The organism is Kitasatospora sp. NPDC001664, assembly GCF_053596675.1.
Genome location: NZ_JBSFGS010000003.1, coordinates 84,442 through 109,793 on the forward strand (window position 1 = coordinate 84,442; position 25,352 = coordinate 109,793).

The 25,352-nt window shown below is 75.1% G+C and carries 23 protein-coding genes; 13 read left to right on the forward strand and 10 right to left on the reverse strand.

The window, feature by feature from the left end:
- Positions 1 to 20: 20 nt before the first annotated feature.
- The 3 genes from ACWCYY_RS05175 to ACWCYY_RS05185 all read right to left on the reverse strand — a co-directional run bounded on the left by ACWCYY_RS05175 (position 21) and on the right by ACWCYY_RS05185 (position 4,034).
- On the reverse strand, positions 21 to 1,187 hold the full coding sequence (locus tag ACWCYY_RS05175) for a winged helix DNA-binding domain-containing protein (protein WP_449795159.1): 1,167 nt from the start codon (positions 1,185 to 1,187) through the stop codon (positions 21 to 23).
- 84 nt (positions 1,188 to 1,271) lie between these two features.
- A complete protein-coding gene (locus ACWCYY_RS05180) occupies positions 1,272 to 2,423 on the reverse strand; it encodes a hypothetical protein (protein ID WP_449795160.1) in 1,152 nt (383 codons plus the stop codon).
- A 177-nt stretch (positions 2,424 to 2,600) separates the two neighbouring features.
- Positions 2,601 to 4,034 (reverse strand): MFS transporter, encoded by a 1,434-nt coding sequence (locus ACWCYY_RS05185; protein WP_449795161.1) that lies wholly within the window; start codon positions 4,032 to 4,034, stop codon positions 2,601 to 2,603.
- A gap of 281 nt (positions 4,035 to 4,315) precedes the next feature.
- On the opposite strand from ACWCYY_RS05185, the gene ACWCYY_RS05190 reads away from it, so the two are divergent.
- Positions 4,316 to 5,386 carry a polysaccharide deacetylase family protein gene (locus ACWCYY_RS05190; RefSeq protein ID WP_345288717.1) on the forward strand — a complete coding sequence of 357 codons (1,071 nt, stop codon included), beginning with the start codon at positions 4,316 to 4,318 and terminating at the stop codon, positions 5,384 to 5,386.
- A 12-nt stretch (positions 5,387 to 5,398) separates the two neighbouring features.
- Here ACWCYY_RS05190 and sph read toward each other — a convergent pair whose 3' ends face one another.
- Entirely contained in the window at positions 5,399 to 6,376 is a 978-nt protein-coding gene (sph, locus tag ACWCYY_RS05195) for a sphingomyelin phosphodiesterase (protein WP_449795162.1), read from the reverse strand.
- Between the two features lie 252 nt (positions 6,377 to 6,628).
- Here sph and ACWCYY_RS05200 point away from each other — a divergent pair, with 252 nt between their 5' ends.
- The 3 genes from ACWCYY_RS05200 (at position 6,629) to ACWCYY_RS05210 (ending at position 9,987) form a co-directional block, all read left to right on the forward strand.
- Positions 6,629 to 7,168: a SigE family RNA polymerase sigma factor gene (locus ACWCYY_RS05200; protein WP_345288715.1), complete on the forward strand. Its 540-nt coding sequence runs from the start codon at positions 6,629 to 6,631 to the stop codon at positions 7,166 to 7,168.
- Positions 7,161 to 7,904 carry a L,D-transpeptidase gene (locus tag ACWCYY_RS05205; protein ID WP_449795163.1) on the forward strand — a complete coding sequence of 248 codons (744 nt, stop codon included), beginning with the start codon at positions 7,161 to 7,163 and terminating at the stop codon, positions 7,902 to 7,904. Before ACWCYY_RS05200 ends, ACWCYY_RS05205 begins: the two co-directional genes overlap by 8 nt.
- A gap of 235 nt (positions 7,905 to 8,139) precedes the next feature.
- Positions 8,140 to 9,987, forward strand: coding sequence for a hypothetical protein (locus ACWCYY_RS05210; protein WP_380148424.1), 1,848 nt, complete (start codon positions 8,140 to 8,142; stop codon positions 9,985 to 9,987).
- Positions 9,988 to 9,994: 7 nt separating this feature from the next.
- Here ACWCYY_RS05210 and ACWCYY_RS05215 read toward each other — a convergent pair whose 3' ends face one another.
- The 3 genes from ACWCYY_RS05215 to ACWCYY_RS05225 form a co-directional block, all read right to left on the reverse strand.
- Positions 9,995 to 11,029 carry an SDR family oxidoreductase gene (locus tag ACWCYY_RS05215; RefSeq protein WP_449795164.1) on the reverse strand — a complete coding sequence of 345 codons (1,035 nt, stop codon included), beginning with the start codon at positions 11,027 to 11,029 and terminating at the stop codon, positions 9,995 to 9,997.
- Between the two features lie 113 nt (positions 11,030 to 11,142).
- Positions 11,143 to 11,715 (reverse strand): TetR/AcrR family transcriptional regulator, encoded by a 573-nt coding sequence (locus ACWCYY_RS05220; protein WP_380148427.1) that lies wholly within the window; start codon positions 11,713 to 11,715, stop codon positions 11,143 to 11,145.
- Positions 11,716 to 11,916: 201 nt separating this feature from the next.
- Positions 11,917 to 13,155 carry a glycerophosphodiester phosphodiesterase gene (locus tag ACWCYY_RS05225; protein ID WP_380148429.1) on the reverse strand — a complete coding sequence of 413 codons (1,239 nt, stop codon included), beginning with the start codon at positions 13,153 to 13,155 and terminating at the stop codon, positions 11,917 to 11,919.
- Between the two features lie 315 nt (positions 13,156 to 13,470).
- Between ACWCYY_RS05225 and ACWCYY_RS05230 the strand changes: the two genes are divergently transcribed.
- The 8 genes from ACWCYY_RS05230 (at position 13,471) to ACWCYY_RS05265 (ending at position 21,709) form a co-directional block, all read left to right on the forward strand.
- Positions 13,471 to 13,773, forward strand: coding sequence for an urease subunit gamma (locus ACWCYY_RS05230; protein WP_380148431.1), 303 nt, complete (start codon positions 13,471 to 13,473; stop codon positions 13,771 to 13,773).
- 53 nt (positions 13,774 to 13,826) lie between these two features.
- Complete coding sequence (locus tag ACWCYY_RS05235; RefSeq protein WP_380148679.1) at positions 13,827 to 14,135, forward strand: urease subunit beta; 309 nt, start codon at positions 13,827 to 13,829, stop codon at positions 14,133 to 14,135.
- Positions 14,132 to 15,853, forward strand: a complete 1,722-nt coding sequence (locus ACWCYY_RS05240) for an urease subunit alpha (RefSeq protein WP_449795165.1) — start codon at positions 14,132 to 14,134, stop codon at positions 15,851 to 15,853. The genes ACWCYY_RS05235 and ACWCYY_RS05240 overlap by 4 nt, the downstream gene beginning before the upstream one ends.
- Positions 15,854 to 16,194: 341 nt before the next feature.
- Positions 16,195 to 16,899 (forward strand): urease accessory protein UreF, encoded by a 705-nt coding sequence (locus tag ACWCYY_RS05245; protein ID WP_449795364.1) that lies wholly within the window; start codon positions 16,195 to 16,197, stop codon positions 16,897 to 16,899.
- A gap of 46 nt (positions 16,900 to 16,945) precedes the next feature.
- Positions 16,946 to 17,578 carry an urease accessory protein UreG gene (ureG, locus tag ACWCYY_RS05250; protein ID WP_380148683.1) on the forward strand — a complete coding sequence of 211 codons (633 nt, stop codon included), beginning with the start codon at positions 16,946 to 16,948 and terminating at the stop codon, positions 17,576 to 17,578.
- Positions 17,575 to 18,324 carry an urease accessory protein UreD gene (locus tag ACWCYY_RS05255; RefSeq protein ID WP_449795166.1) on the forward strand — a complete coding sequence of 250 codons (750 nt, stop codon included), beginning with the start codon at positions 17,575 to 17,577 and terminating at the stop codon, positions 18,322 to 18,324. Before ureG ends, ACWCYY_RS05255 begins: the two co-directional genes overlap by 4 nt.
- Positions 18,325 to 18,403: 79 nt before the next feature.
- Positions 18,404 to 20,332: a protein kinase domain-containing protein gene (locus ACWCYY_RS05260; protein WP_449795167.1), complete on the forward strand. Its 1,929-nt coding sequence runs from the start codon at positions 18,404 to 18,406 to the stop codon at positions 20,330 to 20,332.
- A gap of 51 nt (positions 20,333 to 20,383) precedes the next feature.
- Positions 20,384 to 21,709 (forward strand): DUF2254 domain-containing protein, encoded by a 1,326-nt coding sequence (locus tag ACWCYY_RS05265; RefSeq protein WP_449795168.1) that lies wholly within the window; start codon positions 20,384 to 20,386, stop codon positions 21,707 to 21,709.
- A 36-nt stretch (positions 21,710 to 21,745) separates the two neighbouring features.
- Here ACWCYY_RS05265 and ACWCYY_RS05270 read toward each other — a convergent pair whose 3' ends face one another.
- Positions 21,746 to 22,645 carry a hypothetical protein gene (locus tag ACWCYY_RS05270; protein WP_380148440.1) on the reverse strand — a complete coding sequence of 300 codons (900 nt, stop codon included), beginning with the start codon at positions 22,643 to 22,645 and terminating at the stop codon, positions 21,746 to 21,748.
- 66 nt (positions 22,646 to 22,711) lie between these two features.
- Between ACWCYY_RS05270 and ACWCYY_RS05275 the strand changes: the two genes are divergently transcribed.
- Positions 22,712 to 22,999: a hypothetical protein gene (locus ACWCYY_RS05275; protein WP_380148442.1), complete on the forward strand. Its 288-nt coding sequence runs from the start codon at positions 22,712 to 22,714 to the stop codon at positions 22,997 to 22,999.
- Positions 23,000 to 23,038: 39 nt separating this feature from the next.
- Here ACWCYY_RS05275 and ACWCYY_RS05280 read toward each other — a convergent pair whose 3' ends face one another.
- Both ACWCYY_RS05280 and ACWCYY_RS05285 read right to left on the reverse strand, forming a co-directional pair.
- On the reverse strand, positions 23,039 to 24,514 hold the full coding sequence (locus ACWCYY_RS05280) for a peptide MFS transporter (protein WP_449795169.1): 1,476 nt from the start codon (positions 24,512 to 24,514) through the stop codon (positions 23,039 to 23,041).
- Complete coding sequence (locus ACWCYY_RS05285; protein ID WP_449795170.1) at positions 24,511 to 25,314, reverse strand: SAM-dependent methyltransferase; 804 nt, start codon at positions 25,312 to 25,314, stop codon at positions 24,511 to 24,513. The genes ACWCYY_RS05280 and ACWCYY_RS05285 overlap by 4 nt, the downstream gene beginning before the upstream one ends.
- Positions 25,315 to 25,352: the final 38 nt, after the last annotated feature.

The following is a 25,352-nucleotide window of genomic DNA, read 5'->3' on the forward strand; positions in this document are numbered from 1 at the left end:
GATCCTCCCAGGCGGTGGTGTCAGCTGACCAGTTCGCGCTCCAGCGGGGTGCGGAAGCGCGGGGTGACGCGGACGGGGCCGAGCCAGGAGGCGAGGCGGGTGGCCTCGGCCTCGATGGCGGTGCGGGCCTCGGTGCCGGGGTCGGTGAAGAGGCGGTGGACCAGTTCGCCGTCGGGGCGTTGGGCCCAGCCGCCGATGATGCGGCCGTTCCACCAGACGGTGGGGCCGGCGTTGCCGGCGCGGTCGTAGAGGGCGGGGACGTGCGCGGGGTCGAGGTACCAGTCCCGGCCGCGCCAGCCCATGGTGGTCGGGTCGAGGCCGGGGAGCAGGGCGGCCCAGGGGCCGGTGGGGTCGGGGGTCTCCTCGTCGCCGGGGAGGACCAGGCCCACCGTGCCGTCGGCGAGCCGGACCTGAACGGCCGCCAGGTCGGCGAGGGCCTTGCGGGTGTCGCCGAGGGTCCAGCCCGTCCACCACTTGAGGTCGGCCTCGGTGGCCGGGCCGAAGGCCGCCAGCCAGCGGCGGGCCACCTCGGCCTTGGCCTCCCGGACCGGGACGTCGGGCAGCTGCGGGACCGGTGCCCAGGCGTAGCTGCTGCTCAGCCAGGAGCCGCGCGGGCGGCAGCGGCGCACGTGCCCGTCGGAGGCGAGCAGGCGCAGCAGGCGGCTGCCGATGCTCTGGTGGCCGCCGTACGACTTGCCGGGGTTCATCAGGATCGTCTCGCGCAGGGCCGGGAGGTCCTCGGCGAGCTGGGAGGTGGTGGCCTGGCCGCGTGCGGCGAGGGCGGCCAAGGCGTCGCGCTCGGTCTCGGCGAGGCGGGCCTCGTCCCAGCCCTCGGCGCCCTCCCGCAGGTGCTTGAGGAGGGTGGCCCGCTCCTTGACCGCGATGGCCTTGGCCGTCGAGGAGTTGACGTACGGGGCGAACTCCTCGGTCACCGCGAAGATGGTGCGCCGCATGGAGAGCAGCTTGACCAGCGAGACCTCCTCGTAGAGGGCCCGGTCCACGGCCTCGGCGGAGGGCTCCGCGAGGCGGGCGCAGACGGAGAGGTAGACCGTCGCGGCGTCGGTGGAGTGCAGGCCGGCCAGGGCGTCGGCCACCGGGGGGACGGTGGCCGCCCGGTCGGCCGCCCGCAGGAGGTGGCGGTGGCCGAGCCGGGAGCGGCGCTGCTCGTCGGTGATCAGGAGGGGCATGGGGCGAGACTAGCCTGATGCTCTGTCAGGTCGGCCGGTTCGATCGTCAGGTCGGGGAGGGTCGTGGCGGGGGCGGGGCGGGGATCAGGCGGTGGGCTCGTCGTCCTCGGAGGGCGGGAAGGGGTGGCTGAGGCCGAGTGCGTCGAGGAGCTCCTGGCCGACCGGGGTGGGCTGGGTGAGGGTGCCGGAGGCCTTGGGCTGGCGGCCCTTGAGGCCGAGGCCGCGGGCCAGGCCGGCCGGGTTGGTGACCGGGGGGAGCTGGAAGTGGCGCCAGCCGGGGCGGCGGCCGCTCTGGGTGACCTCGAAGAGGTCGGGCTTGCGCCAGGCGACGAAGGTCCAGTTGCCGCTGGCCTCGTCGACGGCCCAGGCGCCGACCGGGCCGGTGAGCTCGGTGCGGCCGATGGCGTCCAGGGCCGCGCGGGTGAGGTCGGGGAAGCGGCCGTGGACGGAGAGCAGCAGGCGCGAGTGCTTCTGCGCGCTGGCGTCGCCCGCCTCGGCGATGGCCTCGACGGCGCGGGTGACCGGGTCGAGGAGGGTGTGGTTGGCGAGATCCATGACGTGGTCCACGTCGACCATCACGCCGAAGGCCTTGGCGAGCTCCGGGGAGACGTAGGCGGTGATGCGCTCGGGGGAGGCGGCCAGGATGAGGGTGCCGAAGGACTCCACCAGGTGCTCGTAGCGGGCCTGCTCGGAGCGGTCCGCGGCCTGGAAGTCGAGCACGGAGAGCACCAGCACCGCCAGGCTCGCGGTGGCCTCCAGCTCCTCGCCCGGGAGGGTGTCCGGGTCGAGCAGGCCGAGGGGGTCGACGGCGGCCGAGAGCAGGGCGAAGGGGGAGCGGTCGCCGGGCGGCCAGGTGCCGCGGGCGACGAGCTCCAGCAGCAGACGGACCGTCAGGAGACGGGGCATCAGCGGGAGGGCGGGGGTGGCCTTGGCGATCCGGGCCGCGAGGCGGCGGCGGTCCGCGACGGTCTTCTCCTCCTCCGGGCCGCCGCTCTCCCCGGTGGGGGCGAACTCCCAGACGCCGAGGGACTCCGAACGGGGTGGCCGGCCGAGGGCGAAGCCGGTCAGCGGGCCGCCGATCCGCCGTTCGACGGGCGCCGCGCCGCCCTCGGCGTCCAGCGTCTGGAGGAGCCGGGCCAGCTCCTCCATCGCCGGGTGCCGGGCGAACAGTTCTGACGGTTCGGTCCCCTGACCACCCTCGGCCGGAACGGCGTTCGGAACTCCGCTGACATCCACGCGACTTCCCCCTCTGCGACGTGCTCTTCGAACCAGGCGTGTCGCTGCCTGCACGCACCGTACCGAGCACCGCCACGTGCACCGATGACCGTCCGCGCTGCAACGGGTGGATCGTAACCCGACCGGCCCCGGACCCGACGGCCGACGTGGGGTCGAGCGGTCGGAGGGGAGTCGGGGTCAGCGGATCGGAGTGAGGTCCGGGAGGGTGCGGCGGTCGGAGGGGCGGGTGGGGCGGTAGGGGGGTCGGGTGCAGGGGTGGGGACGGGGCGGGGTGTCGGAGGGGGTGCGGTCGAGGTGTGGCCAGGCGGGGTGGAGGGCGGCCAGGAGGACGGCGAGGGTGGAGAGGGCGGCGGCGGTGAGGAGGGTGGGGGTGGTGCCGGCGGTGGTGACGGCCAGGCCGCCGAGGAGGCCGCCGAGGGGGATGCCCGCCCAGACGACGGAGTCGCGGACGGCGCGGACCCGGCCGAGCAGGTGACGGGGTGTCCGTTCGAGCAGGACGGCACCGACCACCGGGTTGATGAAGCCCGCGCCGCAGCCGCCGAGCGCGAAGACGGCGAGTACCAGCCCGAGCGGGGCGTCCAGGGCGAGCACCAGGAAGGGCGGGGCGCCGGCGAGGAGGTGGCCGAGGAACAGGACCGGGCGGCGGGGGAGCCGGGGCCCGACGGCGGCGGCCAGCAGGCTGCCGAGCAGGGCGGTCAGGCCGAAGGCGCTCCCGGCCAGGCCGATGCCGGCCGGCCCGTGGCCGGACTCGCGGGCCCAGACGGGGAGCAGCACTCCGGTGAGTGCCGCGTCCACCAGGTTGGTGAAGGAGACCAGCAGGGTGAGGAGCAGGAGCAGCGGCTGGGTGCGTAGGAAGGCCAACCCCTGGGCGCGGCTGGGCCGTTCGGGTGTGGCGGTCAGAGGTGCGGTGATCAGCGGTGCGGTGGTCGGAGGTGTGGCGGTCAGCGGTGCGGTGGTCGGAGCTGCGATGGTCGGAGGCGTGGTGGGGGCGGGCGCGGGGCGGCCGACGGGGTCGGGCAGCAGGGCGACCAGCAGGGCGCCGAGGGCGAAGGAGGCCGCGTTGACCGCCAGGCCGGTGAGCGGGCCGGTGAGGGCGGTGAGCAGGCCGCCGAGGGCGGGGCCGGCGGTGTCGGCGAGGCGGTGGACGGCGCCGAGCAGGCCGGTGGCCCGCTCGATCGGCACTCCGGCGCGGTCGGCCGTGTCGGGGAGCAGGACGTCCTTGGCCAGGTCGCCGGGCCCGCGGACCGCGCCGGTCATCGCGACCAGGACGAGCAGCACGGGCAGCGGGAGCAGGGACAGCCAGTGCAGGAGCGGGATCAGCCCGGCGGCGAGGGCGCTGGCGGCGTCGGTGGTCCAGGAGACGGCGCGGGCGCCGTGCCGGTCGACCAGGCCGCCGCCGAGGCCCTTGCAGAGCACGTACGGGACCAGTTCGCAGAAGGCGGCCAGGCCGGTGGCGGCGGCGCTGCCGGTGCTGACCAGGACGAACCAGGGGAGCGTCACCAGGGCGATCGCGGTGCCCAGGTGCCCGGCCGTCACCGCGGTGAGGACGCCGGTCAGGGGTCTGCGGTCGGGCCCGGGTTCGGGGGCCGGGAACGGACTGTCGCGGGTCATGAGGGGTCCTCGGGAGTGGGACGGGCCGGGGGAGGGCGCGGCGGATCGGCACCGCGCGGGGCGCGGCGCTCGGTCCGAGGCGTATGAGCGGCACTGTAGGACGGCGGCAGGGGGCCGTCGCAAGCGAATTGGGTGTTGTTGGTGAGTCGTCAGTTCGTGTGCGGGGTGGGTGAGTTGGACCGGATCGTGATGTTCCGGGAGGGGCGGTATCCGGCCACTCGCTCCTATGATCGGGATCGCCCGGGGGTGCCGGGGTAGGCGGAGCCCGGGGAGGGCGTCGGATGTGGTTCGCCGGTGTGGGCCTGGCCCGGGACGGCTATCGGATCGCCCTGACGGACGGCGCCGGCCGCCGGGTGGGCCCGGAGGAGCTGTACGGGCGGTGCGGGCCGGAGCGTCCGGTGGCCCGGCTGGCGGAGCTCGCGGCACGGGCGCCGGAGGGTCTGGCGGTGGTGGTGGACAGTGCCAACGGGCTGCTGGACGGCCTACTCGCCGAGGCCGGGGTGGCGGTCTACCGGGCCGATCCGCCGTTGCTGGCGGACGGCCGGGACTCGGCCGACGAGCTTGCCCGACTGGGGAGTTCGCGGTTCGGCGAGCTGGTGCCGCTGGGGCTGGGCAGCTGGATCATGAGCGGCCGGGAACGGGAGATGACGGAGGCCGAGGCCGCCTCCGGGCCGGTCGAGCGCACTCTCGTCGAGGCCGGGCGCTGCCTGCTGGGCGGGGAGGCCGAGGGGGTCGAGCCGACCGTGGCGCTCACCTTCGACGACGGGCCGCATCCCGAACACACGCCCCGGGTCCTGGAGTTGCTCGGCGGGTACGGCATCCGGGCGGCCTTCTTCTGTATCGGCCTGCACGCGCTGGCCCACCCGGAGCTGGTCCGCCGGATCGTGGCGGAGGGCCACGTCCTGGGCAACCACACCTGGTCGCACGCCTACCTGCCCGACCTCGGCCCGGCCGGGCTGCGGCACCAGCTGGGCTCCACCGGGGAGGCGCTGGCCGAGGCCTCCGGGGCCGGCCTGCCCACCCTGATGCGGCCGCCCTACGGCGGGCGCAGCCCCGAACTGATGGAGCGGGTGGCCGAGTTGGGGCTCACCACGGTGCTGTGGGACGTGGAGACCAACGACTGGGCCAGGCCGGGAGCGGAGGTCATCGCCGACCGGGTGCTGCGGCAGGTGAGGCCGGGCTCCGTGGTGCTGATGCACGACGGTGGCGGTGACCGCTCGCAGACGGTGGCGGCACTGCCGCTGGTGGTCGACGGCCTGCGGCGGCGGGGCTACCGCTTCGTCACGCCGGACGAACTGCTGCGCCCCCGGAGCCGCGTGCAGGCGGTTCCGGGGGCGGTCAGGTCAGGCTGAGGGCAGGGCCGTTCAGCCGCCGACCACGGGGTAGTGGTCGGAGAGGTCGTTGTAGGTGTAGCTCTTGCCCCAGCTGGAGACGGTCCACGGGTTGCTGTGGAAGCGGACCACGTTGTTGGTGTAGCTCTGCGGGCGGGCGTGGTCGGCCCGGTAGAGGACGTAGTCCAGGTCCTCCTTCGGCTCGCCCGGGTAGCGGTAGGCGGCGATGGAGTTGTCAGCGGTGTCGAAGGAGTTGACCCAGCCGGTGCGGCTGGTGGCCGGGGCGAGGTTGCCGTTGGCCAGCATCGACGGGTACTCGGAGTCGTGCGAGTTGACGTTCAGGTCGCCGGTGACGATGACCGGCTCGCTCGCCGGGATGTTCTTGGCGTCGATGAAGTTCTTCATCGCGGTGAGCTGGGCGGCCCGGACGGTGGCCGGCTGGCCGCTGGAGCAGCCCGAGTCGGTGGACTGCAGGTGGGTGCCGACCACGTGGGTGCGCTGGCCGTTGACGTTCAGCACGGCGTACACGAAGCCCTTGTTGGACCACCAGTCGGCGCCGCAGGCGTCCTTGTAGACGTACTGCTCCTTGCGCAGGATCGGCCACTTGCTGAGCAGGGTGACGCCGCCGTCCTCCGGGGTGGTGGAGGAGTAGCTGCCGGAGGTGGCGTCCCAGCCGGAGGTGGAGCGGCCGACCACCGGGGTCTGGTACGGGTAGGCCGCCTTGGCGAGCGACTGGAGCTTGTCGGAGGCGGCGTTGTCGAACGCCTCCTGGAGCACCACCACGTCGTTGCCCTGGAAGAAGGAGGCCGCCGCGATCTCCTTGGCGCGCAGGTCCTGGCCCCAGTTCGGGTACAGGCTGGTGCTCATCAGGAAGACGTTGTAGGTCAGCACCTTGAGCGGGGCGACGGTGACGGGCGCCGACTCGGCGTGCGCGGAGGGGACGGCCAGGGTGCCGAGCACGGCGGCAGCGGCGGCGGCGGTGACGGCACGGCGGAGGGACCGGTGGGGCATCGAGGCTCCGAGGTGAGAGGGTCTGAGGGTGACGGGGGCTCGTCAACGGACGAGGTGTTGTGCAGTCAACTTGTGGCCGGTCACCGGCGGCAAGACGCCGGGAGAGCATCAGATGAACTCGGCTGGAACTAGACCTACTGTCCAGTACGAACGATCTGTCGATCCGTTCGAAGCCGGTGCAACCTTCCTCCGGGGCCGTGCGTAGACAGGTGTGCAGGCAGGTCGGAGAGAACGAACGGGGCGGGACGGAAGATGACGGACGAGGAGTACGGCGCGTTCTACCGCGCCTCCTTCGCCCTGTTGGTGCGTCAGCTGTACGCGATGACGGGCGACTTCGGGGAGGCGCAGGACGCCGTCCAGGAGGCCTTCGTCCGGGGGTGGGACCGCAGGTCCAAGCTCAGCCGGGACGAGGGCGGCCCGGAGGCCTGGATCCGCACCGTCGCCTGGCGGCTCGCGGTGAGCCGCTGGCGGCGCGCCCGGCGCGGGCGCGAGCTTGAGCAGGAGCGGATGCGGTTCGCCCCGCAGGTCGCCGCCGCGCCCGGCCTGGAGCACACCGAACTGGTCGCCGCGCTGCGGCGGCTCCCCGCACCGCAGCGGCAGGCGGTGGTGCTCCACCACCTCTGCGACCTGTCGCTGCAACAGATCGCCGCGGAGACCGGAGCGGCCCTCGGCACCGTCAAGGCCCGGCTCTCCCGCGGCCGGGCGGCGCTGGCCGAGCACCTGCGCGAACAGCCGGACCAACTGACCGTGGTCGAGGGCGGCCGCCGGACGGAGGCGAACCACTGTGCATGACAGCGACGCGACGCCGGAGCTCGACGAACTGACCGTCCTGATCCGGGGAATGGCCGCCGAGGCGCCGACCGCGCTGCCCCTGCCGTACGAGGCCCTGCGCCACGCCGGGCGGGCCAGGCGGCGACGGCGGCGGACCGGGATGGCCGCCCTCGGCACGGCGCTGGCGATCGGCGGGGGCGCGGTGCTCTGGCCGGGGAGCGGACCGGCTGTCGAGGAGCTGAGCGGGCGGCCGGCGCCGGTGGTCTCGACGGCGTTCGGCACGCCGCCGCCGGCCGACCGGCCCTTGGAGGTGGCGGCCCAGCCGGTCCCGTCGGCGACCGAGGACCCGGGGCCGGAGCCGTTGCCGCCCGGCCAGGTGCGCGCGGTGGTCGACCTCTCCTCGTTCGACGTGCGCGTCAACGGGACGGACGCCGCCCGGCCGTGCAGCGTGGGCGGACCGGGCTCCCCGACCCCGTCCGGGCGGATGACCGTGATCTCCCGTCAGGCGGTGGTGGTGATGGACTCGCAGACCGGCCCGTTCCTGACCGTGGGTGACAAGAGCACGTACCACCTCGAACTGAACTGGGCGGTGAAGCTCTCCGCCCCCGACGGCACCTCGGTCTGGATCGCCGAGATGCCCTGGCGCGCGCCGGGCTCCAGCGGGTCCACGGCCGGGGACATCGGTCTGGGGAGGGGGGACGCGCGCTGGTTCTACGAGCGGGTGGCGGTCGGGGACACGGTGGAGGTGCGGAAGTAGCGCCGGGGGCACGCGCGGCCGGGCCGGGGTCGCAGCGGAACGGCAGCGCGTGCCACCGGCTGAGGTGCCCCGAACTCACGCGCGCCGCCTTCCGGTTCGCGCCCGCGCGGCGGAGCCGCCGATCAGCAGGGCCCCGCGCCCCTCGTGGCCCCTCGGGCCACGGTTGGCGTAACCGTCGGATGATCCGTGTCGTTGGACAAGTAGGTCAGGGACGGTGCGACGTGGGGAGCTGAGGGTGCTGGGGCTGAGCGGAGAATCGGTCCGCCTCACCGATGCCGAGGCGGCGTTGGTGGCCAACTACCCACGGCTGGTCGGGATCGCCCGGTTCGTGCTGCCGGACGGCAGGACGCGGCACCGGCGGGTGCTGGCCGCCCACGCGGCCGTGCAGCGTGCGCTGCCGCTGCGGGGCCCGGAGACGGAGAACCCGGCGCAGACGTACGCCGTGCTGCGGCTGCGGCTGCTCCGGGGCGTGCTGCGGCCTCGGCGGCGCGACCGGCTGCGGCCGGGGCCGGTGGTGCTGGGGCTGCGGCTGTTCAGCATGGGCGGCGACCCGGACGAGCTGATGCTGGACCGGGAGTTGGGGGCGCTGCCCCGCCCCGCGCGGGCGGCGTTCGCGCTGGGGCTGGTGGACGGTCTGACGCCGGACCGGGTGACCGGGCTGCTGGTCGAGGCCGGGGTGGCGGAGGCGGAGGCGGCGCGGGCCGTCCGGGCGGCCGGGCCCGCGTTGGCGGCGGCCCGGGCGCGCGGGGACGGGCCGGAGCACTGGCCGGGGTTCGACGCCTGCCGGGTGCGGGTGCAGCCGAGCGACCTGCTGCGGCGGCGCCGGGTGGCCGGCGGGGTGGCCGGGGTCCTGGTACTGACCGCCGCGGGGTTCGGGGTGGCGGCGCCCTCGTCGACCACGGCGGTGCGGCCGCCGTCCGCCCCGCCGCCGATGGCCGCGGCGGCGGCCCGGTCGGAGGTGGTGCGGGTCGCGGACGACCTGTGGCGGCGGACCGCCCGGGTCGACTTCACCGCCTGGCCCGGCCGGGGGGACCGGCGGACCGACGGGGCGTTGGTGGACCGGGCGGTGGCCGCCTGGCGGGCGGCGGGTCCGGGGACGGCGGTGGAGGCCGGTACGGTGGCCCGGCCGCCGGTGGAGGCACCGCACCTGCTGTACGCCGGGACGGTGGACGGCACGACGGTGGTGCTGCTGTTCGACGGTGCCCGGCTGGCCCGGTACACCGACGGGCCGACCGGTGGGCTGCTGCTGGGGCGGGCCGAGGACTCCGACGTGACCAGCGCGGCGGCCGTGGTGCTGACCAGGACCGCCGCGGGCGTTCGGTACCTGCTGGCGCCGTGGATCGACGGCAGCGAGACCCGGCGGATCGACCAACCGGCGGTCGCGGCACAGCCGTTGGCGAAGGCGGACGGGGTCACCGGGCCGGTCCCGATGGTGGCGGTGGCGACCGGTTGCCCGGCGCCGATGGTGCTCCAGCTGCGCTCGACCCCGGTGGTGGCCGAGCAACACGCCTTCCTGCTGGCCGACTTGGGAGGGCTGCGGCCGGCCCGGCTGAGCTACACCCCGCCACCGGAGCAGGGACCGGCGCGGTCGCCCCGGGAGGCGGTGAGCGCGGAGGCGCTGCGGCTGTGGGCGTCGGCCGGCTGTGTGGCACCCGATGTCACAGCGGGAGTACGGCAGTTGAACCTGTGGGCGTTCGCCGGGCAGGCGCTGCCGGAGAACGCCGGGCGGGCGGAGTGGCTCTGCCTGCGGGCCGACCGGTGGGGCGGGGACGGCAGCGCGGCCACCGCCGTCCTGCTGCCGGGTGCCAAGACGGCGCAGCGGACCGGGCGGGCGGAGGGGCGGGCCTGCAGCCGCTACGAGCAGGACACCCTGGGGTGGACCTGGTGGCGCTCGCCGCAGGGCGTGGAGTACGTGCTCGCGGCGGCCAGCCGGCGGGTGGAGCGGATCCGGCTGAGCGGCCCGGGCTGGGGGGTGGAGCAGGCGCCGGCGGACCGCACGCTGGAGGTGGTGCGGCCCCGCCGCGAGCAGGTCACGGTCGAGGCCGTCCAGCGCAACGGCACCTTCCTCGTCCCACTGCCCTGAGCCTCCGTCAGGCACCCGCCCGGCGACCGAAGTCCTCGGCGACCAGGCGGTCCGCCCAGCGGCGCAGGACGTCCGCGACCGGTGCCTGTGCAAGGCCGGCGGCGCGGGCCAGCCGGTCCGCGGAGGCGGTGTCGTAGCGCTCCTCGGACAGGAAGGACAGGGTCTCCGGGTCGGCGCCGGTGAGGGCCTGCGGGAGGCGGCGGACCAGGCCGACCGGGATCCGCAGCCGGGGCGGGCGGACGCCCAGGTGAGCGGCCAGGAGGCCGATCAGCTCCGGGAGTTCGGGGGTGGTGGGGTCGAGCACGGTGTGCCGGGTGAGCGGTTCGCTGTCGTGCTCGGGAGTGGCCGCCAGAAAGCGGGCCAGGTGGTCGACGGCCACCACCGGGACGAAGGTGCGGCGGCTGCCCGGCAGGGCGGGCAGCCGGCCCCGGTGCAGCTGGTCGACCAGGGTGGCCAGGCCGAGGTACTGCCCGGCCTCCCCTGTGGTGGAGTGTCCGACCACTGCGCTGGGGCTCACCACGCTGAGCGGCAGGCCGAGTTGCGGTGCCAGGGCGCGCAGGGCCGAGTCACCCTCGGACTTGGAGGCCTCGTAGGCGCCGAGCGTGCGGTACAGCCGGTCGGCCTCGGCGGGCGGCAGCGGGACGGGGCGGTCGCCGACCCGGTAGCCGGAGAGGTGGACCAGGCGGCGGAGGCCGGGGCGGGCGGCCGCCCAGCGGGCGACGTGCAGCGCTCCGTCGTGGTTGGCGGCCCGGGCCTCGGGGCGGCCGAGGCCGAAGCGGTAGAGCGCGGCGAGGTTGTGGACGTCCCGGACGTCGTGGAGGCGGGCCTCGTCGGCGGGGGAGAGGCCGAGGTCCGGGCGGGTGATGTCGGCGGTGACGGTGGTGAGGCGGTCGGCCGGGGCGTCGTGGGCGGCGAGCCAGTCACGGAGGGCGGCGGCCCGGCCGGGGCGGGTGGCGGCGGCCACGGGGCGCCCCTGGGTGAGGAGTTCGAGGACCAGCCAGCGGCCGATGAAGCCGTTGGCGCCGAGGACGAGGGTGGACATGGGTACTCCTTATGAGTGGACCGGTCTACATATTCTGTGGACGTGGTGGACGACGTGGTGGACGTGGACGTGGACGTGGACGTGAGTGGGTGCGGGTCGGTGCTGAGGGTGGATCAGGCCAGCAGGAGGGCGGCCGAGCGGGCCGCCTGGTCCAGCGGGAGGCGGCTGTGCTGGACGCGGGCGAGCAGGAGGGCGCCCTCGATCAGCGCGAGGACGGCTCCGGCGGTCGCGTCGGCGGCGGCCCGGTCCCGGCCCTCCTCGGTCAGCAGCTCGGCGAGGGTGGACTGCCAGTCCGCGTAGGTATCGGCGCAGAGGCGGCGCAGCGGCTCGTTGGTGGCCGCCACCTCCAGTGCGACGGTGGCGATCGGGCAGCCCTTGCGGTAGTCGGACTGCTCCATCCGCTCGGCCAGCAGGCCGACCAGGGTGGTCACGGTCGCGGCGGCGTTCTCCGGGTGAGAGGCGCCGACGGTCTCGATCATGGCGCCGATCTCCTGGCCGGCCTCGGTGAGCGCCTGGGCGACCAACTGGTCCTTGCCGGACGGGAAGTGGAAGTAGAGCGAACCGCGGGGGGCTCCGCTCTCGGCCAGCACCAGGTTGAGGCCGGTGCCCGAGTATCCGTGCGCCTCCATCAGGTCCCGGGTGGCGCGGACCAGCCGCGCCCGGGTCTCCTCGCCCTTGGCTCCCATGGGCAGCAGAGTAGACCGGTCGTCATATTCGCGTCCAGTGGACGAGGGCCGTGGTGCCGGTAGGCGCCCCGCAGGGGCGCGAGGAACTGCGCGGTTCGGGAGGCGACGCACCTGCAACCTGAGCCCCGTCAGCCGGTTGCAGGTGCTGCCGTTCCCCCGCGCAGAGTTCCTCGCGCCCCCGGGTTGACCACTTCCGCCAGGTCAGGAGGAGATCCCCTTCGCCGCCCAGAAGTCGGCGCGGGCGAGGCGGCTGGTGTCGGTCTGGTCGGTGAAGAAGCCGTCGACGCCCTGGTCCATCAGGAAGCGGGCCCAGGCGATGGAGTCGCCGTAGGCGTTGGGGTCGGTGCCGCGGCGGAAGTCGGCGGGGAGGAAGGCGTTCTCGTTGCGCAGGGTGTACGGGTGCAGCAGGAGCCTGGCGGCGTGGGCGTCGGCGACCAGGGTGGTGACCGGGCGGAGCTTGCCGGTGGCGGGGTCGACCGGGGCGATCAGGTTGGTGGTCGGGCCGATGCCGTGGGCGTAGCCGGCGATCCAGCGCAGGCCGGCCGGGGTGACCAGGTCGGCGACGGTGCGCGGGTCCTTGGCCAGGACGAAGTCGTAGGGCTGGGTGCCGGCGTCGCTGAGCAGCTGGATGCGCGGGTTGTCGACCAGCTTGGCCAGGCGCTGGAGGCTGCTCGGCTCGAAGGACTGCAGGACGGCCCGCCCGTTGCGGCCGGCCAGCCCGGCGCGCCGGAGCTCGGCGGCGAGGCGCTCCTCGAGCGGCAGGCCGATGGAGCGGAAGTAGGAGGGGTGCTTGGTCTCGGGGTAGAGCCAGACCTCGCGGCCGGTGGTGCGGGCGCGGCGGGCGGCGAACTCGGCGACCTCGCGGAAGGTGGGGATTGCCCAGCGGCCGTCGTAGAGGGTGTTGTGCTGGCGCTGGAGCGGCAGCCGCTCCTTGGCGCGCAGGGTGCGCAGCTCGGCGAGGGTGAAGTCCTCGGTGAACCAGCCGGTGACGGCCTTGCCGTCGATGGTCTTGGTGGTCCTGCGGGCCGCGAACTCCTTGTGGTCGGCGACGTCGGTGGTGCCGCCGATCTCGTTCTCGTGACGGACCACCAGGTGGCCGTCCTTGGTGGGCACCAGGTCCTGCTCGATCACGTCGGCGCCGAGGTCCAGGGCGTGCTCGTAGGAGCCGATGGTGTGCTCGGGGCGGTAGCCGCTGGCGCCGCGGTGGGCGACCACCAGGGGGTGGGGGAGCCGGTCCAGGCCGGTGCCGGTGCGCACGGCGGGGCGGGTGCCGGGGGTCCGCAGGGCCTCCGGGGCCTCCTCCGCGCCCTGGTGACCCTGGCCGTCCGCGGCGGCGGCCGGCACGATGCCGGACCCGAACGCGGCGGCGCCGACGCCGACCGCTCCGCCCGCCCGGAGGAACCAGCGGCGCGAGGTCTCTGGGCTGTGAAGGTCCGTCATGTCGTCTCCCCGGTCGGTGTCCTGTCCGTCCGTACGGTAGGAGGCGGGCGTCGCCCTGTCGGTGCCCACCGGGCGAACCCTGTGGAAAGCTCCAGTGACGGGCCGGTGGGGAGGGCGGGGCGGCTGGAGGATCCGTGGTCCGGGTCAAAGCTTCGCAATCGCCTCGGGAATGGTGTTGAGAGGGTCTGGAAATCGCTTGGAAATCTGATCGTAAATTCCCCTAAAAGAGCGTCAGATGCCCTGGTGGGAGCGGGTGGTGCGTGCTCCGAAGGTCCGCTACGGTGTGCCGAAAAATCTCTCCCGAGGTGTGTGCAGATGAGGCTCACTCCCCATGAGCAGGAACGCCTGCTCATCCACGTCGCGGCCGACGTGGCCCGTTCCCGGCGGGCCCGTGGCCTTCGGCTCAACCACCCCGAGGCGGTCGCCCTGATCACCTCACACGTGCTGGAGGGCGCCCGGGACGGCCGGACCGTCGCCGAGCTGATGGAGTCCGGCCGCGAGGTGCTCGGCCGCGAGGACGTCATGGAGGGGATCGCCGAGATGATCCCGGACGTCCAGGTGGAGGCCACCTTCCCGGACGGCACCAAGCTGGTCACCGTGCACGGGCCGATCCGGTGAGCGCGCCGGTGGCCGCGCGGGTGGCCGCGCCGGTGACGACGGCGGCCGAGGCCCTGACGCCTGGTGAGGTGCTGTACGGGGAGGGGGAGATCGGGCTGAACGCCGGTGCTCCCGTGACCGGGCTGACGGTCCTGAACGTCGCCGACCGTCCCGTGCAGGTCGGCTCGCACTACCACTTCGCCGAGGCCAACCCGGGGCTGGAGTTCGACCGGCAGGCCGCCTACGGCCTACGGCTGAACGTACCGGCGGGGACGGCCGTCCGCTTCGAGCCGGGGATCCCGGTGGCGGTGGAGCTGGTGCCGATCGGCGGGCGGCGCGAGGTGCACGGACTGCGCGGAGAGGTCGGAGGGGCGCTGGCATGAGCGGGTACGCGCTGAGGCTGAGCCGGGAGCGGTACGCCGCGCTGTACGGGCCGACGGTCGGGGACCGGATCCGGCTGGGCGACACCAATCTGCTGATCGAGGTCGAGGAGGACCGCTGCGCCGGCGGCGACGAGGCGGTCTTCGGCGGCGGCAAGGTGATCCGGGAGTCGATGGGCCAGGGCCGGGCCTCCCGGGCCGAGGGCGCCCCCGACACGGTGATCACCGGTGCCGTGGTGCTGGACCACTGGGGCGTGGTCAAGGCCGACGTGGGCATCAGGGACGGCCGGATCACCGCCCTGGGCAAGGCCGGCAACCCGGAGACCATGGACGGCGTCCACCCGGAGCTGGTGATCGGCCCGGAGACGGAGGTGATCTCCGGCAACGGGAAGATCCTCACCGCCGGGGCGATCGACGCCCATGTGCACTTCATCTGCCCGCAGTTGGCGGACGAGGCGCTGGCATCCGGCATCACCACCCTGGTCGGCGGCGGCACCGGGCCGGCCGAGGGGACCAAGGCCACCACCATCACCCCGGGCTCCTGGCACCTGGCCCGGATGTTCGAGGCGATGGACGGCCTGCCGGTCAACGTCGGTCTGCTCGGCAAGGGCAACACCGTCAACACCGAGGCGATGCGCGCGCAGCTGCGCGGCGGCGCCCTGGGATTCAAGATCCACGAGGACTGGGGCGCGACGCCGGCGGCGATCGACGCCTGTCTGCGGGTGTGCGAGGAGAGCGGGGCCCAACTCGCCATCCACACGGACACCTTGAACGAGGCCGGGTTCGTCGGGGACACCCTGGCGGCGATCGCCGGGCGGGGCATCCACGCCTACCACACCGAGGGTGCGGGCGGTGGCCACGCCCCGGACATCATCAGCGTGGTGTCGGAGCTGAACGTGCTGCCCAGCTCGACCAACCCGACCCGGCCGCACACCGCGAACACCGTGGCCGAACACCTCGACATGCTGATGGTCTGCCACCACCTCAGCCCGCACGTGCCGGAGGACCTGGCCTTCGCGGAGTCGCGGATCCGGCCGTCGACCATCGCGGCGGAGGACGTGCTGCACGACCTGGGCGCCATCTCCATCATCAGCTCCGACTCGCAGGCGATGGGGCGGATCGGGGAGGTGGTGCTGCGGACCTGGCAGACCGCGCACGTCGGGAAGGCACGGTGGGGCGCCCTGCCCGGGGACGGCCGGGCGGACAACCACCGGGCGCGGCGGTACGTGGCCAAGTACACGATCAACCCGGCGGTGGCGCAGGGGCTGGACGGGCTGGTGGGCTCGGTGGAGACCGGGAAGCTGGCGGACCTGGTGCTCTGGTCGCCGGCCTTCTTCGGGGTCAAGCCGGAGCTGGTGGTCAAGGGCGGGCAGATCGCCTGGGCCCAGATGGGGGACGCCAACGCCTCCATCCCGACGCCCCAACCGGTGCTGCCGCGGCCGATGTTCGGTGCGATCGGCCGGGCGCCGGCCGCGAACTCGGTCAACTTCACGGCGCCGGCGGCGGTCGAGGACGGCATCGCCGAACGCCTTGGCCTGGGCAAGGCGTTCGTCCCGATCGGCAACACCCGGGGCGTCACCAAGGACCACCTGGTCAACAACACCGCCCGGCCGGACGTCCGGGTCGACCCGGACACCTTCACCGTCACCATCGACGGTGAGGCCGTCACGTCCGAGCCCGTCACCGAACTGCCGCTCGCCCAGCGGTACTTCCTGTTCTAGGGGGCCGCGGGATGACGGACACGGAGACCGGCTCCCGGGTGCCGCCTGCGGCGGGCCCGGAGGGGGTCACGTGGGGGCGAGGAAGCCCGCAGGGGGCGGGATCAGGGGGCAGCGGGATGACGGACACGGAGACCGGCTCCCGGGTGCCGCCCGCGGCGGGTGAGGCGGCGCTGCCGGCCGGGCAGTGGCTCGCGCCGGGGCCGGCGGAGACGTTCCCGGCCCGCTCCCCGTCCGGGCAACCGCCTGCGGCGGGCGCGGGGGAGGCTGTTCGGGTGCACGGAGCCCCGCCGGGGGCCGGGCCACCGCCTGCGGCGAGCCGGCCCGGGCGGCCGCCGGACGGCCTGGCGTCCGAACCGGCGCCGGTCGCGGGCGGGTTCGGCCCGGGCGGGGGCGTCGCCGCGTTGTTGCTGCTCGCCGACGGGCGGTTCCCCGCGGGGGGGCACGCGCACTCCGGCGGGGCGGAGGCCGCGGTGCGGGCGGGGCGGGTGCGCGATGCGGAGAGCATGGCGGCCTTCCTGCTGGGACGGCTGCACACCGTGGGGCTGACCTCGGCCGCTCTGGCCGCCGCCGCGGCGCTGGAGCCGGAGCGGGTGGACGCGTGGGACGAGGCCGCCGAGGCGCGGACCCCCTCGCCCGTGCAGCGGGCGGCGAGCCGCAAGCTCGGCCGGCAGCTGCTGCGGGCGGCCCGGGCGGCGTGGCCGCACCCGGTGCTGGACGGCCTGCGGGAGCGTCACCCCGGCGGCGTGCACCAGCCGGTGGTGCTCGGCGCCACCGCCCACGCGGCCGGCCTCGGCCCGCGGGAGGCGGCGGCGGTGGCCGTGTACGAGAGCGTCAACGGGCCGGCCACCGCCTGCGTCCGGCTGCTCGGCCTGGACCCGTACCAGGTCACCGCCCATCTGGCCCGGCTCGCGCCGGACCTCGACGCCGTCGCCGCCGCCGCGGTGACGGCAGCCGGCCGGGGGGAACTCCCGGCCGCTTCGGCCCCGTTGCTCGACGTCTACGCCGAGCGGCACAGCTCCTGGAAGGTGCGTCTCTTTGCATCGTGACCACGTCGACCCCTACGACGTCTCCGTCCACCACACCCACTCCGCCGTGTCGGAGCGGCCCCGGACCCCGCGCGCGCTGCGGATCGGCCTCGGCGGCCCGGTCGGCTCCGGCAAGACCGCGACGGTGGCCGCGCTCTGCCGCGAGCTGCGCGAGGAGCTCTCGCTCGCGGTGGTGACCAACGACATCTACACCACCGAGGACGCCGAGTTCCTGCTGCGCAACGCGGTGCTGCCGCCGGAGCGGATCACCGCGGTGGAGACCGGCTGCTGCCCGCACACCGCGATCCGGGACGACATCTCGGCCAACCTGGAGGCGGTGGAGGAGCTGGAGGCCGCCCTCGGCCCGCTCGACCTGATCCTGGTGGAGTCCGGCGGCGACAACCTGACGGCCACCTTCAGCCGGGGCCTGGTGGACCACCAGGTCTTCGTCATCGACGTCTCCGGCGGCGACAAGATCCCGCGCAAGGGCGGCCCCGGCGTCTCCACCTCCGACCTGCTGGTGGTGAACAAGACCGACCTGGCCCCGCTGGTCGGCGCCGACCTGGCGGTGATGGCCCGGGACGCCAAGGCGCAGCGCGGCGAACTGCCCACGCTGTTCACGGCGTTGACCGCGCCGGACGGGATCGCGCCGGTGGCGGCCTGGGTCCGGGCCCGGCTGGCCGAGTGGCAGCGGCGGTGACCACCGGGGCCGTCCTGGCCGGCCCGGCGGTCACCCGGATCACCGCCGAGCCGGACGGCCGGGGCGGGACCGCGCTGCCCGAGCTGGCCGGGAGCGGCCCGATCGCGGTGCGCCGCACGCTGGGCGCCGCGCCCGGTGCGCACGTGGTGCTGGTCGGGGCGATGGCCGCGCCGCTGGGCGGCGACCGGCTGGCGGTGCGGGCCACCGTCCGGCCGGGCGCCGCGCTGTACGTCACCAGCGCCGCCGCCACCGTCAGCCTGCCGGGGCGGGAGGGCGGTGAGGCCCGCTACGCCGTGGAGTTGACGGTGGGAGAGGGTGCGCTGCTGGACTGGCGGCCGGAGCCGGTGGTGGCCGCGAGCGGCAGCCACCTGGTGCTGACCACGGTGGTCGAGCTGGCCGCCGGGGCCCGGCTGCGCTACCGGGAGGAGCAGGTGCTCGGCCGGGCGCACGACTGGAACCGGGGAGCCCCGCCCGGCCGTCTCACCTCCCGTCTGACCGTCCGTCAGGCGGGCCGGACGGTCCTGGACCAGCAGACCGACCTGGGCCCCGGCGCTCCCGGTTGGGACGGTCCGGCCTGCCTGGGCGGGCACCGGACGGCGGGCCAGCTGCTGACCGTCGGGCTGCCCGCTCCAGCCGTCCCGGAGGGGGTGGACGCGGTGCTGATGGTGCTGCCGGGGGAGGCGTCCTCGCTGGTCACGGCGGTGGCACCGGACGCCCTGGCACTGCGGGGGCTCCTGGGGGGTTGAGGCCGGAGGGGCTTCTGGCAGACTGTGCGCGAATTGACGGTCGGTCAGTAGTCCGTACCGGCCATGACAAGGGGGCGGCATGTGGGGTCGGGGGACCGTGCTCGGGGAGCGGTACAAGCTCACCGAACGGGTCGGCGGCGGCGGGATGGGCGACGTCTGGCGGGCCGAGGACGCCGTGCTGGAGCGCGAGGTCGCGGTCAAGATCATGCACCCCGGCCTGCTGGAGGACCGCAACTTCACCGAGCGGTTCCGCCGCGAGGCCCGCATCCTCGCCACCCTCAAGCACCCCGGCATCGTGCACGTCCACGACTACGGGGAGCCCGGTGAGGGTGAGGGCGAGCGGATCGCCTACATCGTCATGGAGTTCATCGACGGCAAGCCGCTCAACGAGGTGCTCACCGCCGACGGCCCGATGGTCCCCGCCAAGGCGCTGGGTCTGATGGCCGACGCCCTGGACGCGCTGCACGCCGCCCACCAGCGGGACATCGTGCACCGCGACATCAAGCCCTCCAACCTGATGCTGCGCAGCGACGGCGGCGTCACGGTGACCGACTTCGGCATCGCCCACGCGATGGCCGGCACGAAGATCACCACCACCAACTCGGTGCTCGGCACCGCGCTGTACATCGCCCCCGAGCAGGCCGACGGAGGCTCCTCCTCGCCGGCCTCCGACCTGTACTCGCTCGGCGTGGTGGCCTTCGAACTCCTCACCGGGCAGCTGCCGTTCACCGGCGAGACGGTGCTGGAGATCGTGCTCAAGCACATCCAGCAGCCCGCGCCGCAGCTCGGCGAGTCCTTCCCCGAGCCGGTCCGGGAGTTCGTCGCCAGGGCCCTGCGCAAGGACCCGGCGGAGCGCTACGCCGACGCCGCCGCGATGGCCGCCGCCGCCCGGGCGGCCGCCGGGCGGCCGGAGGCCGCCGAGCCGGTCCGCGAACCGACGGTGATCGCCAGCGCCTTCGTCCCCGTCCGTCCCGGTCAGGCCGAGACCCCGGTGACGGTCTCCAACCAGCCGCAGCAGCCGCAGCGCCGGCGCACCCGGGTGCTGGTGCCGATCGTGGTGCCCCTGCTGGTGGTCGGCGGCGCCGGGGGCGCGTACCTGATCGACAAGGCGCCCTGGCACGCGGAGGCGGCGGGGACCAAGCCCTCCGGGGCGGCGAGCGCTCCGCAGGCGGCCGGCACCGGCACCGGCGCGGCGACCGACAGCGGCTCGTCCGCGGCCTCGGGCAGCCCCTCGCCCTCGGTCGACCCGAACGCCACGGCCTCCCCGCAGGCCACCCCGGGCGGACCGGAGAACACCCCGGGGCCGACGAACGGTCAGCAGCCGAACGCCGGCGGCGCGGTGGGCGGCGGTGGCGCTGCGGGCGGCGGCGCGGCGGGTGGTGCGGCGGCGGGCGGTGCGGCGGCGGGCGGTGCCACCAAGGGCGGTGCGGCCGGGGGCGGCTCGGGCAGCGGCGGCGCGGCGAGCGGTGGGTCGGCCAGTGGCGGTGCGGCGGCCGGCGGCTCCGGCAACGGCGGCAACAACGGCGGCGGCACGACCGCGCAGCCGCCCACCCAGACCACGCCGCCGCCCGCACAGCCGGGCGGCCCGCCGCAGGGCTGCGGCGGCACCGGCTGGGGTGCCATCACCAACGGGCAGAGCGGCCGCAAGCTCGGCCTGTCCACCGGCACCCCCGAGGGCGGCGCGGCCGTGGTCTCCGGCGGCACCACCTCCTACGGCTGGGTCCGCTCGGGCGCGGACTCGGGCGGTTGGTACGAGATCCACCCGTGCAGCCTGGACAAGCCGTCGATGGTGCAGGACTTCAACCCGGGCGGCACGTACACCGTCTCGCTCAGCACGGGCTTCAGCTTCACCTACCGCTGGTCGATCGTCTCGGCCGGCTCCGGGCGGTACACCCTGCGGGACCACGGGGGCCAGACCTGCCTGACGGACAACGGCGCCGGGGTGCAGACCACGATGCTGACCTGCACCCCCGGCAACAAGGCGCAGGAGTGGTCGCTGCCCTGGTAGCCCGGGCGCGTTGAGCGGGGGCGGGGCCGCCGGGCGGGCTAGCGTGGGCGGATGACCGACCGTCAGCCGACCAAGCCGCCCGGCCGCCTGCGGCACCGGCCGCTCTCCCCGCTCCGCGAGCACCTGCGCGAGTCCTTCTGGGTGGCGCCGCTGGTGACCTGCGTCGGGGCGGTGCTGCTCGCGCTGGGCACCAGCTGGATCGACTCCGAGGTGGTGAAGGAGGAGATCAGCCAGACGGGCAGCGCCGAGGGGCTGCTGAGCTTCGCCAGCGGGGCCAAGGCGGTGGTCTCGACGGTCAGTTCGGCGATGCTGACCTTCATCGGCGTGGTGTTCTCCATCTCGCTGGTGGCGCTCCAGATGGCGGCCAGTCAGATGAGCCCCCGGGTGCTGCGGCTGTACGTCCGCTCCCGGATCACCAAGGCCACCTTCTCCACCTGCCTGGCCACCTTCCTCTTCACCCTGCTGGTGCAGCTGGGCTACGACGACACCACCGACCCGACCAAGGTCACCACGGTGCCGGTGGTCTCCACCCTGGTCGCGATCCTGCTGGTGCTGCTGAGCCTGGGCCTGTTCGTGCTCTACGTGCAGTCCACCATGCGCCTGCTGCGGGTGCCGCACGTGATCGACCGGGTGACCCGGGAGTCGGTCGGGGTGCTCACCACCTACCGCTGGATGGCCCCCGAGACCGGGCCCCGGCTGGACCCGCCGTCGGACGCCGTCACGCTGCTGCACCAGGGCGACTCGGGGGTGCTGCGGGACGTCAGCCTCGGGCGGCTGGTGCGGATCGCCCGGCGGCACGGCGCGGTGCTCCACCTGGTGCCCCGGATCGGGGACTTCATCGCCCCCGGCACTCCCACGGTGGTGGTCTCCGGCGGCACCGCGCCGCGGCCGCGCCGGATCGCCGGGGCGCTGAACATCGGGGTGGACCGCACCATGCACCAGGACCTCAGCTTCGGGTTCCGGCAGCTGGTGGACATCGCGATCCGGGCGCTCTCCCCGGCGGTCAACGACCCGACCACGGCCGTGCAGGCGGTGGACCGGATCCACCAGCTGCTGGCCCTGCTGGCCGGGTACCCGTTCGGCGAGCTGCGCTACCGGGACAATGAGGGCGCCGTCCGGCTGGTGCAGCCGATCCCGGACTGGCAGTGCACGGTGGACCTGGCCTTCACCGAGATCCGGATCTGCGGGGCCGGCCAGCCGCAGGTGACCCGTCGGCTGGCCGCCGCCCTGGACGACCTGCTGCGGATCACCCCGGACGGGCGCCGCCCGCCCCTGCTGGCCCAACGGGCGCTGCTGGAGCGGGCGGTGGCACAGCACGTGGCCGACGCGGACGACCGCGGGTTCGCCCTCACCCCGGACCGCCAGGGCATCGGCTGAGGCGGGTGCCGGGGCGGTCCGGGGGCTGACGGGAGATCAGGACAGCACGACCACCTGGTGCATCCCGAGGAAGGCGTGCGGCAGACCGTTCTCGTGGTCCGGCACGAAGCAGAGCAGCACGTAGGTGCCGGGCGGCAGGCCCTCGGCGTGGTAGAGCGCGCTGCGGCCGGGGGAGATGGCGCCCAGGCCGATGATCGGCTGCTGGGGGCCGGGCGCCGGCGGGTTGCCGGAGAGGATGGCGTCGTAGACCGCCTGGAGCTGCTCGTCGGTGGTGCCGTCCGGCACCCGCTGCAGCGCCATCTCGTGGATCTCGTCGGAGGCGTTGCGGACCAGGTAGTGGCCGTCGGCGCGGGTGACGCCCTCGGTCAGGAAGCGCGGGCCGCCCGGGGTCTCGTGGGTGATGACGATGCCGTCCGGGTAGTGCGCCAGGGTGGCCGACGGTCCGTCACAGAGCTCCAGGGAGCGCAGCACGGGGTGCTGCGGGTCGCTCAGGAAGGAGGTGAAGTCCACCAGGTAGACGGTGCCCGGGGTGATCTCGGTGGTGGCGGTGCCGGGGACGGCCGGGGTGGCGTGGACGCCGCCGAGCGCCTCTCCGCGCTGCTGGGCGAGGGTGATGCCCTGGGCGGCGGCGGCCGGGTCCGCCGAGACCGCCTGGGCGAGGCCCGCCAGCAGCTCGTCGATGCTGGAGCCGTCCTTCGGGCGGAGTACCTGGAGGGAGCGGCCGGCCGGATCGGCGGTGGTCAGGCGGAAGGCGACCAGGCCGCCCGGGGCGCTGTCCGGCGCCTGGATGCCGTCGGGGCCGATGGTGACCTCGACCGGGACCGGTGCGGTCTCGGGCGCGGCCGTGGACGCGGTGGCACCGGTCAGGGTGGTGGTGAGGGCGAGGGCGGCGACGGCCGCGGCTCTGAGCCCTCGGTGGAGCAGTGCGGTGGGCATGGATCTCCTTCGGGTACGGGTCGGGACGGACCCCCTCCGGCAGGTCACCACCCGCGGTGCGGGGACGTGCTCCGACGCGCGGACGGACTGGCCCGGCCGGACCAGTCCGTCCACCCGTCGGTCGGCGCGTCACGGGTGCTGCTGCTCGGGCCTGGCCCGTCGGGGGAGCAGGAAGGCCAGGGCGAAGGCGGCCGGCAGGGCCAGTGCGCCCAGGCCGAGGGTGCGGCCCGCGCCGGGCGTGGAGCCGTCGGCGGCGGCCCAGGAGAAGAAGGCGGTGCCGAGGACCGCGACGCCGTGGCCGGGCCGGCCCGCCGGGCCGCGACGGCCGAAGCCCCCGGCGCGAAGGCTCCCTGACGGGGGCTCCGGCGATGGGGGACCGGGACCGGCGGGGCGTCAGGTCCCGGCGGGAGGAGCGGAGCTGACGCGCAGGCGGGGCGCGGCGAGGGCGACCGCGGCGCCGACGCCGAGCACGAAGGTGCCGAGCAGGAGGAAGTAGAGCGGGAGCGGCAGCACGGCGGTGAGGCGGAACAGCTGGCCGCCGGCGACCACGCCGACGGCGGCGAACAGGCCGTTGAGGGCGAGGAAGCGGCCCGTGCTGCCGGGCGGGGCGACGGTGGCGGCCAGGGCCAACGCGGCCGGGGCGAGGGAGAGTTCGCCGAGCGAGTGGAGTAGGTAGACCAGCAGCAGCCAGTGCGGGCCGACCGGCGTGCGCAGGGCGAGCAGTGCCGCGGTGGCCATCAGGAGGAAGCTGAGCCCGGCGGCCGCCAGGGCGGCGGCGAACTTCACCGGGGCGTCGGCCCGCTCCCCGGCCCGGCGCCACCAGCGGGCCACCAGCGGGGCGGCCAGCAGGACGAAGAGCGGGTGCGCGGACTGGAACCAGCTGGCCGGGACCTCGAAGCCGAGCACCTGACGGTCGGTGTGCCGCTCGGCGAACAGGCCGAGCACCGAGCCGCCCTGGGCGAACAGCATCCAGAACGCGGAGGAGGCGGCCATCAGCGCGGTGAACCCGCCGAGCCGCACCTCCGGGGAGCGGCGGCGCAGCGCGCGCAGGTACCAGAACGGGAGCAGCACGGTGCCCAGGCCGAGCACGGCGAGCGCGACGGGCACCGCCCCGGCCGCGGCGGCGGCCGCCGCCAGGCCGCCGGCGAGGCAGACGGCCGGCACCGTGCGGCGCAGCGTCCGCACCGCCTCGGCGCGGGGGAGCGGGCGCGCCGGGCGCAGCCCGTGCTCCCCCAACCCCGGTGACCCAAGGGCGAACTGGACCAGGCCCGCCAGCATGCCGACGGCGGCCGCGGCGAAGCCCAGGTGCCAGGCGATCTTCTCCGCGAGCAGCCCGGTGACCACCGGAGCGATCAGCGCGCTGGCCTGGATGCAGAGGTAGAACCGGGCGAAGGCGGCCTCCCGGCGGCCCGGGTCGGGGCCGCTGACCGAGGCGACCAGGGCGGCGATCGCGGGCTTGACCAGCCCGGTGCCGGCCACCACCAGCAGCAGGCCGCCGTACAGCGCGGCGCCCCAGGGTGCCGCGAGCACGGCGTGCCCGGCGGCGATCAGCGCGCCGCCGAGCAGGACGGCGCGGCGGCAGCCGAGCACCCGGTCGGCCAGCCAGCCGCCCGGCAGGCCGGCCAGGAAGCCGAGGGCCATGAACGCCGCGAACACGGCGGTGGCGTTCTGCGCGGTCATCCCGGCTCCGCCCCGGTCCTGACCGTCCGTCAGGTAGAGCACCAGGATCGCGGCCATGCCGAAGAAGCTGAACCGCTCCCAGAGGTCGACCGCGAGCAGGGTGCCGAGCCCGCGCGGCCGGCCGGCCGGGGCACCCGCCCCGGCGGCCGGCCGCGCCGGTCCGTGCAGCGAGGTGTCCACCCCGCTCACCCGCCGGCCTTGACCGCCACCCCCGCCAGCATCGGGAGCTCCGGGTCCGGCAGTTCGCCGGGCTCGGGCCGCCAGAGCGGGGCCCGGACGACGCCGGGTTCGAGCAGCTGGTGCCCGGCGAACAGGGCGGCCAGCTCCTCCGTGCTGCGCCAGATCACCTGGCTGACGGCGCTGCGGTAGTTCTCGGCGGCCTGCGGTGCGGTCCGCGGCACCTGGTCCGCGCCGGCGTGCGAGAGCACCAGGTAACTGCCGGGCGCCAGCCGGTCGGTGTACTGCCGGATCAGCTTCAGCGGGTCGTCCCCGTCGGGGACGAAGTGCAGGACGGCGGCGAGCAGCAGGGCGACCGGCCGGTCGAAGTCGATCAGCTCCAGGGTCTCCGGGGCGGTCAGGATCCGCTCGGCCTCGTAGAGGTCGCCCTGGAAGACGGCGGCCCGCGGCTCCTCGGCCAGGATGGCCCGGCCGTGGGCGACCGCGACCGGGTCGATGTCCACGTAGACCACGGTGCTGTCCGGGTGGGCGGCCAGGGCGACGTCGTGGACGTTGCCCTCGGCCGGGATGCCGGAGCCGATGTCCAGGAACTGACGGACGCCCAGGGCGGACAGCTCCCGCACCGAGCGGCGCAGGAAGGCGCGGTTGGCCCGCAGGGTGCGGACCAGGTCGGGGTTGCCCGCCGAGACCCGCTCGGCGAGTTCGCGGTCGACCGGGAAGTTGTGGGTGCCCCCGATCCAGTAGTCGTAGACCCGGGCGATGCTCGGGGTGTCGATGTCCACCTCGGGCGGTGCCCAGTGGGGACGTGCCATGGGAGTCTCCTGGCTGTGAGTGCGGGCGGGGGTAGGGG